Annotated in this window: 12 protein-coding genes; 10 read left to right on the top strand and 2 right to left on the bottom strand. The window is 59.5% G+C overall.

Annotated features, from left to right (window positions below; all coding sequences use genetic code 11):
• The first annotated feature begins 212 nt into the window (after positions 1 to 212).
• The 10 genes from ACA062_RS13915 (at position 213) to ACA062_RS13870 (ending at position 13,750) form a co-directional block, all read left to right on the top strand.
• On the top strand, positions 213 to 719 hold the full coding sequence (locus ACA062_RS13915; protein ID WP_128869840.1) for a sigma-70 family RNA polymerase sigma factor: 507 nt from the start codon (positions 213 to 215) through the stop codon (positions 717 to 719).
• On the top strand, positions 716 to 1,684 hold the full coding sequence (locus tag ACA062_RS13910) for a FecR domain-containing protein (RefSeq protein WP_497456892.1): 969 nt from the start codon (positions 716 to 718) through the stop codon (positions 1,682 to 1,684). Before ACA062_RS13915 ends, ACA062_RS13910 begins: the two co-directional genes overlap by 4 nt.
• A gap of 102 nt (positions 1,685 to 1,786) precedes the next feature.
• Positions 1,787 to 4,228 carry a TonB-dependent siderophore receptor gene (locus ACA062_RS13905; RefSeq protein WP_497456891.1) on the top strand — a complete coding sequence of 814 codons (2,442 nt, stop codon included), beginning with the start codon at positions 1,787 to 1,789 and terminating at the stop codon, positions 4,226 to 4,228.
• A gap of 260 nt (positions 4,229 to 4,488) precedes the next feature.
• Positions 4,489 to 5,454, top strand: a complete 966-nt coding sequence (locus tag ACA062_RS13900) for a phosphotransferase (protein WP_497456890.1) — start codon at positions 4,489 to 4,491, stop codon at positions 5,452 to 5,454.
• Positions 5,455 to 5,779: 325 nt separating this feature from the next.
• Positions 5,780 to 7,156 carry a pyridoxal-phosphate dependent enzyme gene (locus ACA062_RS13895; RefSeq protein WP_497456889.1) on the top strand — a complete coding sequence of 459 codons (1,377 nt, stop codon included), beginning with the start codon at positions 5,780 to 5,782 and terminating at the stop codon, positions 7,154 to 7,156.
• A complete protein-coding gene (locus ACA062_RS13890; protein WP_497456888.1) occupies positions 7,153 to 8,331 on the top strand; it encodes a trans-sulfuration enzyme family protein in 1,179 nt (392 codons plus the stop codon). The genes ACA062_RS13895 and ACA062_RS13890 overlap by 4 nt, the downstream gene beginning before the upstream one ends.
• A 201-nt stretch (positions 8,332 to 8,532) precedes the next feature.
• Positions 8,533 to 9,534 (top strand): TerC family protein, encoded by a 1,002-nt coding sequence (locus ACA062_RS13885; protein WP_497456887.1) that lies wholly within the window; start codon positions 8,533 to 8,535, stop codon positions 9,532 to 9,534.
• Between the two features lie 253 nt (positions 9,535 to 9,787).
• The gene (locus ACA062_RS13880; protein WP_497456886.1) at positions 9,788 to 11,086 is read left to right on the top strand and encodes a sialidase family protein; all 1,299 of its coding nucleotides are present in this window, start codon (positions 9,788 to 9,790) and stop codon (positions 11,084 to 11,086) included.
• Positions 11,083 to 11,685: a hypothetical protein gene (locus ACA062_RS13875; protein WP_497456885.1), complete on the top strand. Its 603-nt coding sequence runs from the start codon at positions 11,083 to 11,085 to the stop codon at positions 11,683 to 11,685. Before ACA062_RS13880 ends, ACA062_RS13875 begins: the two co-directional genes overlap by 4 nt.
• 28 nt (positions 11,686 to 11,713) lie before the next feature.
• On the top strand, positions 11,714 to 13,750 hold the full coding sequence (locus tag ACA062_RS13870) for an LTA synthase family protein (RefSeq protein ID WP_497456884.1): 2,037 nt from the start codon (positions 11,714 to 11,716) through the stop codon (positions 13,748 to 13,750).
• A gap of 115 nt (positions 13,751 to 13,865) precedes the next feature.
• On the opposite strand, the gene ACA062_RS13865 is transcribed toward ACA062_RS13870, so the two are convergent.
• Together ACA062_RS13865 and ACA062_RS13860 are read right to left on the bottom strand one after the other, a co-directional pair.
• The gene (locus tag ACA062_RS13865; protein ID WP_497456883.1) at positions 13,866 to 14,270 is read right to left on the bottom strand and encodes a lysozyme inhibitor LprI family protein; all 405 of its coding nucleotides are present in this window, start codon (positions 14,268 to 14,270) and stop codon (positions 13,866 to 13,868) included.
• 12 nt (positions 14,271 to 14,282) lie between these two features.
• Positions 14,283 to 16,904, bottom strand: a complete 2,622-nt coding sequence (locus tag ACA062_RS13860; protein ID WP_497456882.1) for a DUF8812 domain-containing protein — start codon at positions 16,902 to 16,904, stop codon at positions 14,283 to 14,285.
• Positions 16,905 to 16,917: the final 13 nt, after the last annotated feature.

Here is a 16,917-nt window from a genome sequence, read left to right as displayed (position 1 = left end):
GGACGAGCTGATTGGGCCGCGACTGGCGAGGGGAACAACTAGACATTAGCTCAATATTTGAAGTTGTCTCATACGCCGCGATCGCGGCCGCAGCTTTTTGTTCTTTTCAGACGAACCACCCGCCGGGGCGTTGGCAAACCCGGCGATTGCAGTGATGATCCTCTCACAGGTAAGATTGAGAACGATTCACACTCACATCTGGAAAGCCACCGGTGCAATCTCCTCCGACCAGCAAGCTGGGCTTCTTTTTCAGCGACCATCATCGCTGGCTGCTGCAGCATATCCAGCGACGCCTGCGCAACCACGCGGACGCCGAGGACACGGCCGCCGATACGTTTTGCCAGATGCTGACAGCCCGCGTCGACCCCGACAGCATCGAACAACCTCGCGCCTACCTGTCGACCATCGCCCGCCGGCTGATCTTCGATCGGCATCGGCGGCGCAAGCTGGAGTTGGCCTACCTGGAGCGCCTGTCCACCGTACCCGAAGCGCTGGCGCCCTCCCCCGAAGAACAGTTGCAGCTGATTGAAGCGCTTGTCGCCATCGACCGGGCGATCGACGGCTTGCCGCTGGTGGTCAAGGCGACCTTTCTCTACAGCCAACTGGACGGGCTGAGCTATGTGGCTATTGCGCAAAAGCTCGGGTTATCGGAACGCACGGTGAGCCGTTACATGAAACAGGCACTGCGCCAGTGCTACCTGAGCGAAATGGCGCCATGAGCAGACCCCACCTGGACCCCGTCAGCGAACAAGCCATTGACTGGATGGTGCGCCTGCGCGCCGGCAAGCCGGCCGCGGCGTTGCAGGCGCGGTTCAACGCCTGGTTGGCGATGGACCCTGCGCATGCCCAGGCCTGGGCGAAATTGCAGGAGCGACTCGGTGGCTCCTTCAACACGGTGCGCGCCCTGGATCGACGCGTGCCCGGGCAGGCCGGCGAAGCGCGCCAACTGCTGTTGCAGCCCCATGGCTCGCGACGCGACGCATTGCGTGTGATCGCCGGCCTGGGCCTGCTCGGCGGCGGCTTGTGGCTGGGCGCGCGCAGCCCGTTGGGTGACTCGCTGCTGGCGGACCTGCACACCGGGCGCGGCCAGCGTCAGGATTTCACGCTGGCCGACGGCAGCCGCCTGAGCCTGAACGCCGACAGCGCGGTGGACTTGCAATTCGACGAGCAGCAACGGCTGGTGATTCTGCGTCACGGTGAACTGATGATTCAGGTGGCGGCCGATCCCCGGCGTCCACTGCGGGTGCGCACCGCCGAGGGTGAAATACGCGCACTGGGCACGCGTTTCCTGGTGGCTCAGGAGCAGGACGCCAGTCGTGTGGTCGTGCTGCAGCATTCGGTCCAGGCCCGGTTGATCGACGGCACCACGCTGGATCTGCAAGAAGGTCAGTCAGCCCTGATGAAAGCCCGACACATTACCCCCGTTGTCGGCGACCAGCGCCATCGCGCCGACTGGCTCAGCGGACGGCTGAATGTGCTGGACGAACCGCTGGAGCAGGTTGTCGAGGCACTGCGCCCGTACAGCCGCGGATTTGTACGCGTCGCGCCCGAGGTTCGCCACCTGCGCGTCCAGGGTGTATTCCCGCTCGACGACCCCGACCGAACCTTCACCGCGCTGGCTGAAACCCTGCCGATACGGGTCGATCGCTACAGCCCCTGGTTGACGCTGATTCGGGCGAAATAGTCGTGCAGATAAATTTCTTTTGAAAATCACTCTCATTCGTGTCCGGTTTTCATTTCTCGTCCCACCTATCTCCTGACACTTCCACACCCTCAGGAGAATGCTGTGTTCAACCCGTGGCCCCACCCCCTTTGCATCGCCGTTGCCCTGGCAACCCTGGCCAGCCCTGCCCTGGCACAGGCCCAAGACCTGTCCTTCAACCTGCCGGCCGGCCCCCTCGCCAGTACGCTGAATGCGATCGCCAGCCAAAGCGGACATATCGTTTCACTGGAGCCTTCACTGGTTCAGGGTAAACAGGCGCCGGCGGTGATCGGCCGGATGCCCGCCGCTGAGGCGATGCAAAAGGCACTGACGGGCAGCGGCCTGCAGTTGCGCGTCACCGAGCAAGGCAACTTCAGCGTCGAACCGGCCACGGACAGCAACGCTACGCTGCAACTGGGTGTCACCAGCATCGTCGAACGCAGTGTCGATGCCACCACCGAAGGATCAGGCTCCTACGCCGCACGGGCGGTGACCATCGGCAAGGGCACCCACACGCTCAAGGAAATTCCGCAGTCGGTCACGGTGATGACCCGCAAGCAAATGGACGACCAGGGCCTTACAGACCTCAAGGACGCAGCCAACCAGACCACCGGGCTGGTCGGCGTCCAGGGCGTGGGCAAAGGCATGATCCTGACCTCGCGCGGCTTCCAGATCGATGACTGGCAGTACGACGGCGTGCCGATCCCACGCAACACCTACGCGCTGGGCAACTGGGCCACCCAGGACCTGATTTTCTTCGATCGCATGGAAGTGCTGCGCGGCGCCTCGGGGTTGCTGCAGGGCACCGGCAGCCCTGGCGGCGCGATCAATCTGGTGCGCAAACGCGGCCAGTACGCACCGACCGTGACCCTCACCGGCAAGGCCGGATCCTGGGATCATTATGGCCTGCAACTGGACGCCGGCGGACCGCTGAACCAGACCGGCACCGTGCGTGGCCGCTTCGTCGCCGACGAAGACCAGAGCCAATCCTTCACCGACTACGAATGGAGCAAGACCCACTCGCTGTACGGCGCGCTGGACTTCGATCTGCGCGAAGACACCACCCTGGGCCTGGCCGTCAGCCACTCCGACGGCGAGTCGCGACCGATGATCCGCGGCCTGCCCCGCTACGCCGACGGCAGCCCGGTCGACGTGTCGCGTTCGACCTACACCGGTGCGCGCTGGAACCATTCGGACATCGATGTCACCACGATCTACACCGATCTGGAGCACCGTTTCAACGACGACTGGGCATTCAAGGTCGGCGCGGTGCGCATGACCGAAGACAACCAGGCGAAAAATCAACGGCTGCAAACCTCCGGCGACGGCCTCAACGCCGATGGCAGCGGCGTGCAATACGCCGACTTCGTGTCGGACTTCGACGCCACCAAGGTCGGCCTGGACATGAACCTCGTCGGGCGCTTTGAAGCCTTGTCGATGCAGCAGGAGGTCATGCTGGGCGGCAACTACTCCAAGTACACCTCGGACGACCGTTTTGCGCGGACCTTCAACAACAGCAGCGACACAATCTTCGGCATTGATCATGACCGGCCTGAAATCAGCTACGACGGTTTGCTCAATACCCCCGGTGGCCGTGCGACCCCGAGCAAATACGACATCCGGCAAAAAGGCCTGTACGGCAGCTGGCGGGTCAAGCCGATCGAGCCGCTGACCCTGGTGCTCGGCGCCCGGGTCAGTTGGTATGACTACAGCTACAAGTCGGCGACCCAGGTTGCGTTCAGCGACGTCGCTATCGACGACTTGCCAAGCACCACCAACGAAACCGGGGAAGTCACGCCCTACGCCGGCATCGTCTACGACCTGAACCGCGAATGGGCGGTCTACGCCAGCTACACCGACGTGTTCGAACCACAGACCGCACGCACCACGAGCGGCTCGGTGCTCAAGCCGGTGATCGGCAGCAACTACGAAATCGGTCTCAAGGGCGAGCTGCTGGAGGGCCGGGTCAATACGTCCCTGGCGGTGTTCCGCTACGACCAGGAAAACCGTGCGGTCAACGACGTCGCCTCGGGTTTCGCCTGCGACGGCTGGTACTGCTCGACGGCCTCCGGGAAGGTTCGCAGCCAGGGGATCGAGGCCGAAATCAGCGGCGAAGTGCTCAGCGGCCTGCAACTGTTCGCCGGCTACACCTACAACACCACCAAATACCTCGAAGATCCGGAAAACGAAGGCAGGGTCTTCAGCCAGTGGACGCCGAAACACATGCTGCGGGTCTGGAGCGACTATCAGTTCAGCGGCGACTGGAGCCGTGTCAGCACTGGCCTGGGCTTCACCACCCAAAGCCACACCCTGGGTTACGAACGCACCTTTGAGGTGCCGGGCTACACCGTTTGGAATGCTCGCCTGGGCTATCAACTCACCCCGGAGATCGGCCTGGCGCTGAACGCCAACAACCTGTTCGACAAGCACTACTACACCGCGGGGTACGACCAGCTCAATGGCAACAACAACTTTGGTGAGCCGCGCAATGTCATGTTCAGCGTGAAATACACCCCCACGTTTTAACCCCGAAAATCGCTTTTTTGTAGGAGCCGGCTTGCTGGCGAAGGCGTACTCACGGACGCCTTCGCCAGCAAGCCGGCTCCTACAGGTCGGTTCGGCTCTTGCGATTGCTGCAAATCATGAACTACAGCAACCCCGACTAGCACTCCGACTCCGCCCCCTCCAGACTTTCGGCAGCAAGCAGTTTGGACCCACTCATAACGCATGTTCTCCCAGGTAAAAAGCGTATCATCAGAGGATAAAAAAAAGCCAAGGTTATAGAAATGATCCCTCGCCACCAAAAACTATACGATGCTCTTGAGCTGACCCGTAATGATATTGCATCTGTGGTTGAGGGAGGTTTATTCAACGACGTGTATCGCGTGATCAGAGCAGAGGAGCATTTTTATATAAAATCGTTTGCAGATGAGGCTAAAACCCAAGGATTCCCTCCGCTGCCAACCACTGCTCTACAACGGTACAACGTTGCTGTTGACCTCCATGAGCATGCTCAAAAAGTAGACAGCGAAAAAGTGTATGTTCCTCGATTGTTGGCTATGGACCCTGACAATAAAGCAATTGCAATGGAGGGAGCCAAAGGGGCTAATTTATATGAGTACGTGGTGAGTAAAGGGACATTTCATTACGCGGTTGAACAGGTCTCATACGTTTTGGCATGGCTAAGGTCCTTACACGCTCTGGAGAATCCGAATATTCTCTCTATAAGTGCCAGCAGTGATGCTTTCAAACGTTACAAAGCGACGCTTCAGTACCAAAAAACATTTGAGTTTCTACTCAAGAAAAACTTTGAGGCAGCCAACGATTTTCTAAACGAACATCTGACATTGCAAGCGACCCTTTTACACGGAGACTTGAACACTCGAAACATTATCATTTGCGGGGATGGACGCATTGCGGTAATAGATTTCGAACAAGGCCAAGTGGGATGTGGCTCACACGATGCAGCCTACCTGATTTCTGAAATAGTAATTGCCGGTTTCGTTGTCAATGAGGAGATTGAAGCGCTGATCAGCTTACTCTGGAGCTGCTATGAAACTGACGCGAGCAACGCTGATAAGCTCAAGCGTTTTAGACGCCATCTGTGCTTTCAAGTGTTATACCGCTTGAAAGGACCGTCTCGCCATATTTGGACAGGACACTTGGCCAATGATACAAAAGCCAAAATTGAAGCATGGTGCGCCAGTGAGTTCAGTTGTCAATTAGACCCGCTGATCGCTTCGAATCATTGAGCGCCACGGCGGCGCAAATGAGCGCCTTGAACGCGACTTCGTTCAGACTGTCGCCTTCGCGGATATCGATCGCCCTTGTTCATGGTGCCTCCTGGAAGCTGGCCTTTGCCTCAGGGTAGTCGGCGCTTGCCGGTTACTTGGCTATGGCTGACTAACGGCAGGAACCGTGAATTCGATAACGACGCTACCAATTGGTCGTGGGCGGTTGCGAGTGGGGCAATCCCGGCCTATGTTCCAAACGACGCATTTGCTTGCGACCGGCGCGCGAGAACTCGCCGCGGGTTGCTGTCCCATCCAGTGCAGATTTTTGCAGCGAGGTGACAACATGCCGAACGACTCCCGCCCCGCCGTGCTCGAACTGATTGGCAATACGCCGCTGGTGCGTATCAGCCGCTTCGATACCGGCCCGTGCACCCTGTTTCTCAAGCTTGAATCACAGAACCCCGGCGGTTCGATCAAGGATCGCATCGGGCTGGCGATGATCGATGCCGCCGAACGCGATGGCCGTCTGCAACCGGGCGGAACCATAGTCGAAGCCACCGCCGGTAACACCGGCCTGGGTCTGGCCCTGGTCGGCCGCGCCAAGGGCTACCGGGTGGTGCTGGTGGTGCCGGACAAGATGTCCACCGAGAAGGTCCTGCACCTCAAGGCCATGGGGGCCGAGGTGCACATCACTCGCTCCGATGTCGGCAAGGGCCATCCCGAGTACTACCAGGACGTTGCCGCACGGCTGGCGCAGGATATCCCCGATGCCTTCTTCGCCGATCAGTTCAACAACCCGGCCAACCCGCTGGCCCACGAGTGCAGCACCGCGCCGGAGATCTGGGCGCAGACTCAACATGATGTGGATGCCATCGTCGTCGGCGTCGGCTCCGCCGGCACACTGACCGGATTGACCCGATTCTTCAGCCGCGTGCAGCCGAACCTGGAGATGGTGCTGGCCGACCCGGTCGGCTCGGTCATGGCCGAGTACAGCCGCAGCGGCACCCTTGGCACGCCCGGCTCATGGGCGGTGGAAGGCATCGGTGAAGACTTCATTCCCTCGATTGCCGACCTGTCCAGTGTGCGCAAGGCCTATTCGATCAGCGACGAAGAAAGCTTCGATCACGCCCGCCAGTTGCTGCGCGCCGAAGGCATTCTCGGCGGCTCTTCGACCGGCACCCTGCTGGCCGCGGCGCTGCGTTACTGCCGCGAGCAAACCGAGCCCAAGCGCGTGGTCAGCTTCGTTTGCGACACCGGCACGCGCTACCTGTCGAAGGTCTACAACGACCAGTGGATGAACGATCAGGGCCTGCTGCAGTACAAACACTACGACGATCTGCGCGACCTGATCGCGCGGCGCTTCGAGGATGGCCGGGTGATCAGCGTCGGCCCGGACGACACCCTGCTCACCGCTTTCCAGCGCATGCGCCTGGCGGATGTGTCGCAACTGCCGGTGCTGGTGAACGGCCAGCGGCTGGTCGGCGTGATCGACGAGTCCGATATTCTGCTGGGCCTGCAGGAAGATCCATCGCACTTTCGCATGAGCGTGGCCAGCGCGATGACGGACAAGGTGCAAACCCTGCCGCCCGGCGCCAGTCTGGCCGAACTGCAGGCTGAGCTTGACCGCGGGCTGGTGGCGATCATCGCCGACGCGTCGGGCTTCCATGGCCTGATTACCCGGGTCGACCTGCTCAATCACTTACGGAGAGCCCTGACATGAGTCAACACGATGAACACGCTGCAACCCGCGCCTTCGCCACCCGCGTGATCCACGCCGGGCAGGTGCCGGACCCGACCACCGGGGCGCTGATGCCGCCGATCTACGCCAACTCCACCTACTTGCAACAGAGCCCCGGCGTGCACAAGGGCTTCGACTACGGGCGCTCGCACAATCCGACGCGCTTTGCCCTGGAGCGCTGCGTCGCGGACCTTGAAGGCGGCACCCAGGCCTTCGCCTTCGCCTCCGGGCTGGCGACGATTTCTACGGTGCTGGAACTGCTCGACACCGGCGCGCACATCGTTTCCGGCAATGACCTGTACGGCGGCACTTTCCGCCTGTTCGACAAGGTGCGTCGGCGCAGCGCCGGGCATCGTTTCAGCTTCGTCGACCTCTCAGACCTGACGGCCTTCGAAGCGTCGCTGCAGGATGACACGCGCATGGTCATGGTCGAGACCCCGAGCAATCCCCTGCTGAGCCTCACTGACCTGGCGGCCATCGCGCGCATCTGCCGTGACCGCGACATCATCTGTGTGGCCGACAACACCTTCGCCAGCCCGTGGATACAGCGCCCGCTGGAACTGGGCTTCGACATCGTGCTGCACTCGACCACCAAATACCTGAACGGCCACTCCGACGTGATCGGAGGCATCGCCGTGGTCGGTCAGAACGCCGAGCTGGCCGAGCGCCTGGGTTTCCTGCAGAACGCGGTGGGTGCTATCGCCGGGCCGTTCGATGCGTTTCTGACCCTGCGCGGGGTGAAAACCCTGGCACTGCGCATGGAGCGCCACTGCAGCAACGCACTGGAACTGGCGCAATGGCTGGAACGGCAGCCCCAGGTGGCGCGCGTCTATTATCCGGGGCTGCCTTCGCACCCGCAGCACGAACTGGCGCGGCAGCAGATGCGCGGTTTCGGCGGGATGATTTCCCTCGACCTGAACAGCGACCTGGCCGGTGCCAGACGCTTCCTCGAGGGCGTGCAAATCTTCGCTCTGGCCGAGAGCCTGGGCGGGGTGGAAAGCCTGATCGAACATCCGGCGATCATGACCCACGCCACCATTCCTGCCGAGACCCGTGCGCAGCTTGGCATCGGCGATGCGCTGGTGCGTCTGTCGGTGGGGGTCGAGGATGTCGAAGACCTGCGGGCGGACCTGGCCCAGGCGCTGGCGCGGATTTGAGTACGACTGTCTGCTTGTCCAGGGGCCCGGGATGGGAATAGACCCTATGCAGGGGGCATGACGTGCCACGACGGGCCAGTCGCGGCGGCCAACAACACTTCGAAAAAAACGAAGGGTCAGTCAAAAATAAACGATTTTTCCTGATGCAACCTGATCGATAGCATGACCTGCACCTGCCTCGATCAGTTCGGGAACAATCGCATGTCCCCCATCAACATCGGCGAACCCTGGATGTGGGCCGGCTTCATCGCCTTCATCATCTGCATGCTGGCGCTGGACCTTTTCGTGTTCGGCGGACGCAAGGCCCATCGCGTGTCCGTCCGCGAGGCGCTGTCCTGGGTCATCGCCTGGAGCGGCCTGGCGCTGGCTTTCGCCGCCCTGCTCTGGTGGTACCTGAACGACACCTTCGGCGCGCAGGTCGCCCAGCGCAAAACCCTTGAATTCCTCACGGGCTACCTGATCGAGCAATCGCTGTCGATCGACAACATGTTCGTCTTCGTCATGATCTTCGGGTACTTCGCGGTGCCGCCGGAACTGCAGCGCCGAGTCCTGCTGTATGGCGTGCTGGGCGCCATCGTGATGCGCACCCTGATGATTTTCGCCGGGGTCTGGCTGGTGTCGCAATTCGCCTGGCTGCTCTATGTCTTCGGCGCGTTCCTGATGATCACCGGGATCAAGATGCTGATCTTCGCCGACCGGCAGCCCGATCTGGCGAGGAACCCGTTACTGCGCTGGCTGCGACGTCATTTGCGCGTGACCGACGGCTTTCATGGCGAGCGGTTCTTCGTGCGGCTTGACGGCGTGCGCTGGGCGACGCCAATGTTTCTGGTGATGGTCCTGATCGAGGCCAGCGACCTGATATTTGCGGTCGACAGCATCCCGGCGATCCTCGCCGTCACCACCGACCCCTTCATCGTGTTCACCTCCAACATCTTTGCGATCATGGGCTTGCGCGCCCTGTATTTCCTGCTCGCCGATATGGCGGAGCGTTTCCATCTGCTCAAATACGGGCTGGCCATCGTGTTGGTATTCATTGGCGGCAAGATGTTGGTCATGCCGTGGTTTCATGTGCCGATCCAATGGTCGCTGGCGCTGGTCGCCGGCATCATCCTGGCCTCGGTGCTGTTGAGCCTGTTCCTGAGCAGGGAAAAACGCCAGGCGCTGGCGAAGAACAATGAACGAGACCCGGGAACGGCCAAATGAGGCAGCAGCGGCAAGAAACGGACGAAACCCGGGAATGTTTGCCTGCGTAAACGGTGTTTCAGACTGACGGTCAAACACCGGTTAAACGCCGAAAACACTGGCGCTACAAGGTGCCGCACTTACCGGTTTCGGTCGAAAAAGATCCTACAAACATTTTCTTACAATTCAACGACTCGTTAAACACCGAGCTGTCGACTACTAGTGATAGGTTACGGCGCTCGCTCGGGCCATGAGATGCTCTTCTCCCTTAATTATGCGCATCAATCTTCCCAGTCTTCCCGCCTTCGGTGCCTACCTTGCCCTTGCCTGCCTGTTTGCGGGCGCATGGTTCAGCCACCCGGCCCCTGTACATTCGTCCTTTGCCCTGATGAAACCGGTCATGGCGGTGGCCGATCAAGTGGCCAAGCCCATCTACACCAGCCGGTTCGCCTCGTCCGGGCTGGTGGACTTCGTGCATTCCTCGGCGGTCACCGCCTTGCCTGACGGCAGCCTGATGGCGGTCTGGTTCGCCGGCACTCGCGAAGGCGCCTCCGACGTGCAGGTGCGCTCTGCCCGCTTCGACGCCAACACCGGCGAGTGGGGTGCGGAACAGGTGCTCGCGACGCGTGACTCGACCCAACAGGGCACCCGCAAATATATTCGAAAGCTGGGCAATCCGGTGGTCGCACTCGCGCCGGACAATCGCCTCTGGCTGTTCTACGTGTCCGTGTCCATGGGCGGCTGGGCCGGCAGTGCGGTCAATGTGATGGTCTCGGACGACTTTGGTCGCCAATGGTCCGAACCGCGCCAGTTGATCACTTCACCCTTCCTGAACATCAGCACCCTGGTCCGCTCGGCACCGGTGTTTCATGCCGACGGCTCGATCGGCCTGCCGGTCTATCACGAGTTTCTCGGCAAGTTTGCCGAGTACCTGTATTTGAGTGCGGACGGCGATGTGATCGATAAATACCGCATCAGCCACGGCAATAACTCCCTGCAACCCACGGTGGTTCCACTGGACGGGCAGCGCGGTGTGGCCTTGCTGCGCTACGCCGGCAACGTCCACCACCGGGTGCTGGCGACCCGCACTGAAGATGCCGGGCAAACCTGGAGCGAACCCTACCCGCTCGATCCATCGAATCCGAATTCCTCGTTGGCGGCAGTCGCGACCCCCGAACACGGGTTGCTGGTAGCGCTCAATGACCTGCAGGAGGGGCGCTTCAAGCTGAGCCTGTACGGTACCGACGCAGAGATGGACGATTGGCGCTCGCTTCGGGACCTGGACAAATCGCCTGACCCAATGGGTGCGCCGTTTTCACCCGAGGCCTACAAGGAAATCATCGGCCAGGAATTTCGCGGTTCCAGTGGCGCACTCCGCCAACCGCTGGAAGCCCAGTTCCTGAGCAACCTCGACACCCGCGTCTGCAAAAGCCAGGGCTGCGAATTCGAATATGAATACCCCTACTTCATCCGCAGTCCCGATGGTCTGTATCACCTGGTGTATTCCTGGAACAACACATTCATCAAGCACGTGACTTTCAACGATGCCTGGCTGTCGGAGCGTGTCCAATGATCAACCTCTGGCAAGCCCATATCAGCTTCGCAATGATCCTCTTCCTGCTGCTGCCGTCTTTTGGCTTGAGCAAGGCCTGGCGTGTCGCACTGTTGTTCGCCCTGCTGGCCGTCAGCTTCATCCCGATGGACGGCTTGACCCTGGCCGCCTATTTGCGCAGCCACATCGATGACCTTGCGGTCACGACCCTGGTGTTCATGATCTGGGGTTGCTTGCGTCGAATGGACTTCCTGCCGCCCGCGCAGCACGGTCAAACCGGGGTATTGGTCCTCTTTGCCGTGATGGCCCTGGCGCTGTACCCGGCCACCCTGGGCTTGAGTGACCTGGACCCCTATCGGTTCGGCTTCAGCCCGCGCCCGATGCTGGTGTTCGTCGCACTGCTGACGTTGAGCCTGTTTTACCTGCGCAACTACCTGGCGGTGGTGATGTTGGCCGGCGCGACCCTGGCGTTCATCGCCGGCATCAAGCCCTCGCACAATTATTGGGATTACCTGGTCGATCCACTGCTGGGCCTGTATTGCTGCCTGGCTCTGCTGGTGTTGGCCATGCGCTGGACCTTTCGCTGGCTGAACACGCTGCGCGGCTCAGTTCGAAATTAGATTCACGACATTTTTTAGGGGAACATGGATGGGTTGGCTGCAATCGAGACGTTTACATTACTGGCTGGGTGCAATAGCCATTGCGTTTGTGCTGTTTGTACTGCTGCGGGTGGTGTTCTTCTTCGGCTTTTCCGGTTTTGACGCCAACGCGTTGAGCGCTGAACCGGCCGTGCCGGAAACCCTGGGCATCGGCTTTCGTTTCGACCTGCGCCTGGCCATCCTGGTGATGTTGCCAGTGGCGCTGCTGGCCTGGATCCCGCGCTGGAACCTCACCACCAGCCGCCTGCTGCGCCGCATCACCCGGGTGTACCTGGCCGCGATCCTCAGCGTCATGCTGCTGATCTACATCATCGATTTCGGTCATTACGCGTACCTGGGCGTCAGAATCAACGCCACCGTGCTGCGTTTTATCGAGGATGCGCAAATCTCCCGGGACATGGTCTGGCAGACCTACCCGGTGATCTGGATTTCACTGGGTTGGCTGGCGACCGTCGCCCTGGTGACCCTGGCCCTGGTGCGCCTGGAACGCGTGACCCTGGACCGCCCGCGCAAAGTCATTCACCCGCTCTCCGTTACCTGGGGCAGCGCAGTGATAGTGGTGGTGGTGTTGCTGGGCATTCTGGGCCGTGTCGAGAACATGAACCTGGAAAACCCGGTGCCGTTGCGCTGGAGCGATGCGTTCTTCTCGGGTAACAACCAGGTCGCCGCACTGGGCCTGAACCCGGTGATTTTCCTTTACGACACGGTCAAGGTCGGCCAGTCGCGCTACGACGAAGCACAGGTGCGCGAACACTACCCCGTCATGGCCAAGTACCTGGGGGTCGCACAACCTGATCCGCAACGCCTTGATTTCGTCCGTCACCAGGCGCCACAACCTTACAAAGTACCGGGCAATCGACCACCGAACGTGATGTTCGTCATGCTTGAGTCGCTGGGTACCAGCGCCGTCGGCGCCTACGGCAATCCGATCAATCCGACGCCCAATCTTGATCGCCTGGCCACCCAGAGCTGGTTCTTCGAGCACTTCTATGTGCCGGTGACTGGGACCGCGAAAACCGTCTGGGCCAGTATCAGCGGGGTGCCTGACGTCACTCGACAGGAAACCGCGACCCGTAATCCGCTGATCACCAAACAGCACACCCTGATCAACGCCTTCACCGGCTACGAGAAGCTCTACACCATCGGCGGTAACTCCGGCTGGGCCAACATGAATGCCTTGATCCGGCAGAGCATCGACGGCGTTCGCCTGTTCGAAGAGCGCGACTGGAAGTCCCCGGTGGTGGATGTCTGGGGAATCTCCGATCTGGACCTGTTCAAGGAAACCGACCAGATCCTGCAAGCGCTGCCCAAGGACAAACCGTTCTTCGCCTACGTGCAGACGGCCGGCAACCACCGCCCCTTCACCATTCCCAAGACCAATGACGGCTTCGAGGTCAAGCACCCTACCCTGGAGGAAGTACAGGCCGCAGGATCGCGCAGTGTCGATCAGTACAACGCCGTACGCCTGCTGGACTTCAACATCGGTCGCCTGATGGAAATCGCCAAGGCCGGCGGCTGGTACGACAACACCATTTTCGTGCTGTTTGGCGACCACAACACCCGCATCGCCCAGATCCCGTTCCTGGCCCCGGCCTACGAGCAACTGGGCCTGGAAAGCAACGCGGTACCGATGATCATCCACGCGCCGGGCCTGCTCGGCACGCGTAACGTCAAGGAAGCCGTCGGCCTGGTGGACTTGCTGCCCACCGTCGCAGGCATGGCCGGCCTCGAGTTCCGCAACAGCGGCATGGGCCGTGACATCCAGCAGCCCGCCCCCGAGGGTGAACGAGTCGTGCCGCTGGTATTGCGCGAAGGCACCTTCCCGTTAATTGCCGGCGTCACCCAGCACTATATGGTGCAGATGGAACACGACGGCAGCTCGCCGACGCTCCACGACCTGGCTTCAAAGACGCCGCTGGACAACGTGGCAGAGAAAAATCCTGACGAGTTCAAGCGTTTGGTGGAGTTGACTCGGGGTATGCATGAGACTTCGCGGTTGATGCTGTACCAGAACGTGCGTGAGTGATGTGTTGCACTGGCCCCCTTTCTCCGAGGGGGCCGGCCTCAGGCATCCGTACCCCTGCATATAAGGACAAAGTTATCCCCTTTGCCAGAATTTGTTGCGACCTGAGCACCTGATGTCAAAAACTTAAATTATTCAGGTAGCGGGCTCTTTCCAGGCTTTCTCTCGCAAAACAATAATTACTCGTTGTTTCAAACGCTTGAGTTCCAGGAGATATCACAAAGCTCTCAATGGCACAATTTTCGTCCCGTAGATTGATCCAAGCTCTCTGTGACTTTTTTATATGTTCCTTAAGCTCATCTCCTAGTTGAGGTTCCGCCTTGTAGTCCAACGACACTTGTTCATTCAGCGCTCTATATGCATTATTTAAAATCATATCAGCCTCTTTACTTTTTCGCTTTGAGCACTCGTATATTACCTGGCTATTCGCCTTGCCAGAATCGCATTCATCCGTTTGAGCTGACTCACCATAGCTAACACCACAATAAAAAAACAACAACACCCATAAAATTCTCGCAACCATAAAACACCCCAACTAATTGGCTCTTAAATAACTAGCTCGGTGCCGCCCCGGTTCGTATTGGCTAATTGCAGAGCTATTTTCAATATAGGAAATCATATCCAATCTACTATTGTGCATCCCTGACTTCATCGGATTAGGTCCAGCCGTGAATCCTTGATACACAAAGTCAACCAGTACGTCCCGGATAACCGGATCAAGATCACCCCACGCCACTCTTCCTGCTTCATTCTCAGTCCATTTATTGTAATTAATAACAGCTCTATTCACATAAGCAGGATAGATAGCATTAAACAAAAAAATCTGCTGACACCTGGTTATCTCTCCGATTAGCGCCTTGTTATTTATTACAAACTCTCTTGCCGCCGCCCCTTTCAACCCGTGAGCTTGTGAGATCCTTCCAGCCTTCTCATCATCGATGCCGGCCTGGGTTATATGGATATATATTTCGTTTTGCGTTCGACTCCCCATATCATAACCCCGACCCAAAGTCACACCAGACAGGTCGGTTTCTGGCCAATGTATAACTCTGCTGTAGTGCAGCGAACTTGGAATATCATTACCTTCTGCATCGAAAGTAATCTTACCAGCAATAACTTTCAACTCTCCCATAAAGGTGAAGCTAGCGACCAACCCGATAGGATGAAAGTGAAAGACCTTCCCCCACGACGGCAACCCCACTTTCTCCGCCACCTCCCCCCACCAACTCATCTGCTGGATTCGCTGCTTCTCCGCCAACCAGTTCAAGTGCGGAGTCGAGCCGCTATGGCCGAGCAATTCATCCAACGCGTCCCACTTCCGCTCCTGGTGAAACCATTCGCTTTCCTTGCGGATGATCAACTGCGAGATCGCTTGCGCGTGGGCCGGCAGGTGAAGGGCCGCTTGCAGTTCTTCGGCGGTCATCTTGCCGTAGCGGTTAGGGTCGATGATCTCGTACAGCCGGCTTTTCATCGGCCCTTGGTCGTCTTTGTCAGCCAAGGGACGAAAGCGCTCGCGTTGCTCTTCGGTGAAACCGTCGACGGCACTGAGAAACGAGGCCATCAAGTGTTTGGGCGTGCTGTAGTCGAAAATAAGGTCATAGCCCTCCCACGACCAGGGACTGAGCCAAGGCGTGACGCCGACTTCTTCGCGCACCCAGCCTTTGAGCAGGTTGTTGTCAGCATCGTGCAGCAGCCCATCCAGGCGATACCAAATGCTGGCTTTATGGCTCTCGCTCGCGCTCACCTGGATTTTTCTGTCCGCCGGCAAAGCATCCAGCAAACTCTTGGGGACCAACAGGTCGGCAGCACTACGTGGGCTGGCGGCACTCCATATTTTCAGTTGTGCGGCAGTGGCATTTTCTTGATGAGGCACCACCGCGGTGCCTTGGGCGAGCTTGAGCCAGGTCCTGTCTTTTTCCGGCAGGCTCTGGGCCCAGGCGCGACTGGCCTCGATGAATAAATCAATGTCATCGCCACTGAACACTTCCAGGTGCAGCTTCTCTTCTGGCTGATCCGCGCCGCCGTCCTGGTACTGGCCGAGGTGACCGATCAACGTGCCGGCCTTGATGGGAACAGGTGAGTCGAGCACCACCACGCGATCCAACGCCAGCGGTTCCTGCGCACCTTCCAGCGAGTCGAAATGCACATACTGATTCACGCGTTCCAGCTTACGAAACTCGCCTTCACCGCTGACCCTGACTACCGTTCCCACCGGCAGCTTTAAAAGTTCCGGGTTGGTAACGCTTGGATCAGCGCGAACATTGACCCACTCCTCCGACGACGTGATGCGGTACTCGTTGCCGGCAACAGGTTGCAGAAGGCTGGCGGCGAGGTAGCCGGCTATCGAGCCATCGGCGTTGATCAGTTTGGCGGGGCCGAGGCTGTTCTCCAGCTTGCGATAGCTGCCCTCGCCACTGACGGTCACCTCGGCGCCCCGCGGCAGGAAGTCGATCACCTGGCCCGGCCAGGCCTTGATGCGCACGTTCAGGCCACGCTCTTCAAGGTTTCCGGGGCGGACGTCGTTCACTGTCTGTTTGACGCGAAGGATCGGGCTCTCGGGCCAAAACGCCGGACGAACGATGGCGGCGTCCTTCCGGTACACCGACCAATCCCGCAGGTGCATGTACAGGCTGTAGAAGATCAGGCTGCGCGGCGTGTCCTGGCAGCCTTCGATCTTTGGTGGCTGAAGCCGATGGCGGACCAGGACGAAGTTACGCGAAAACGGTTTTTCTACAGTGTGTTTATTGGCGAGATAAGCCGTTTTTTTATCGACGAAATATGCCGTGGTCGGCGCCTGCGTGTCGATGCGGTATGCCACTACTTCGCCATCGGCCAGGCAGTGCACGCCGGATTGAACCAGGGGGTCTGCAGTGCAACTGTCGAAATGTACGCCGCCGTGCCACAGACCACTTCGGCCCAGCGGGAAATAGCCTGCTTTCGCCTTGGCCAGATGGGTCAGCTGCGACAGCGGATTGCGTTTGTCCTTGAACGGATGGCTCCAGTTTTTCAGCGGTGGCAGAGTGTCGCTACTGGGTGCTGGAGACAATGAAACTGGCCGGGTGTCAGGCGTCGGCAAGATCGGCGGTACCGGTCGATCCACCTGCGAGTCACTGCGGGTGTCGTGAAATCCAAAAAGTCGGGCAAGCAAGTTGGCCATGTTGAATGTCGCT

Source organism: Pseudomonas sp. LBUM1679 (assembly GCF_059695565.1).
This window is presented reverse-complemented; position numbering and strand designations above follow the sequence as displayed.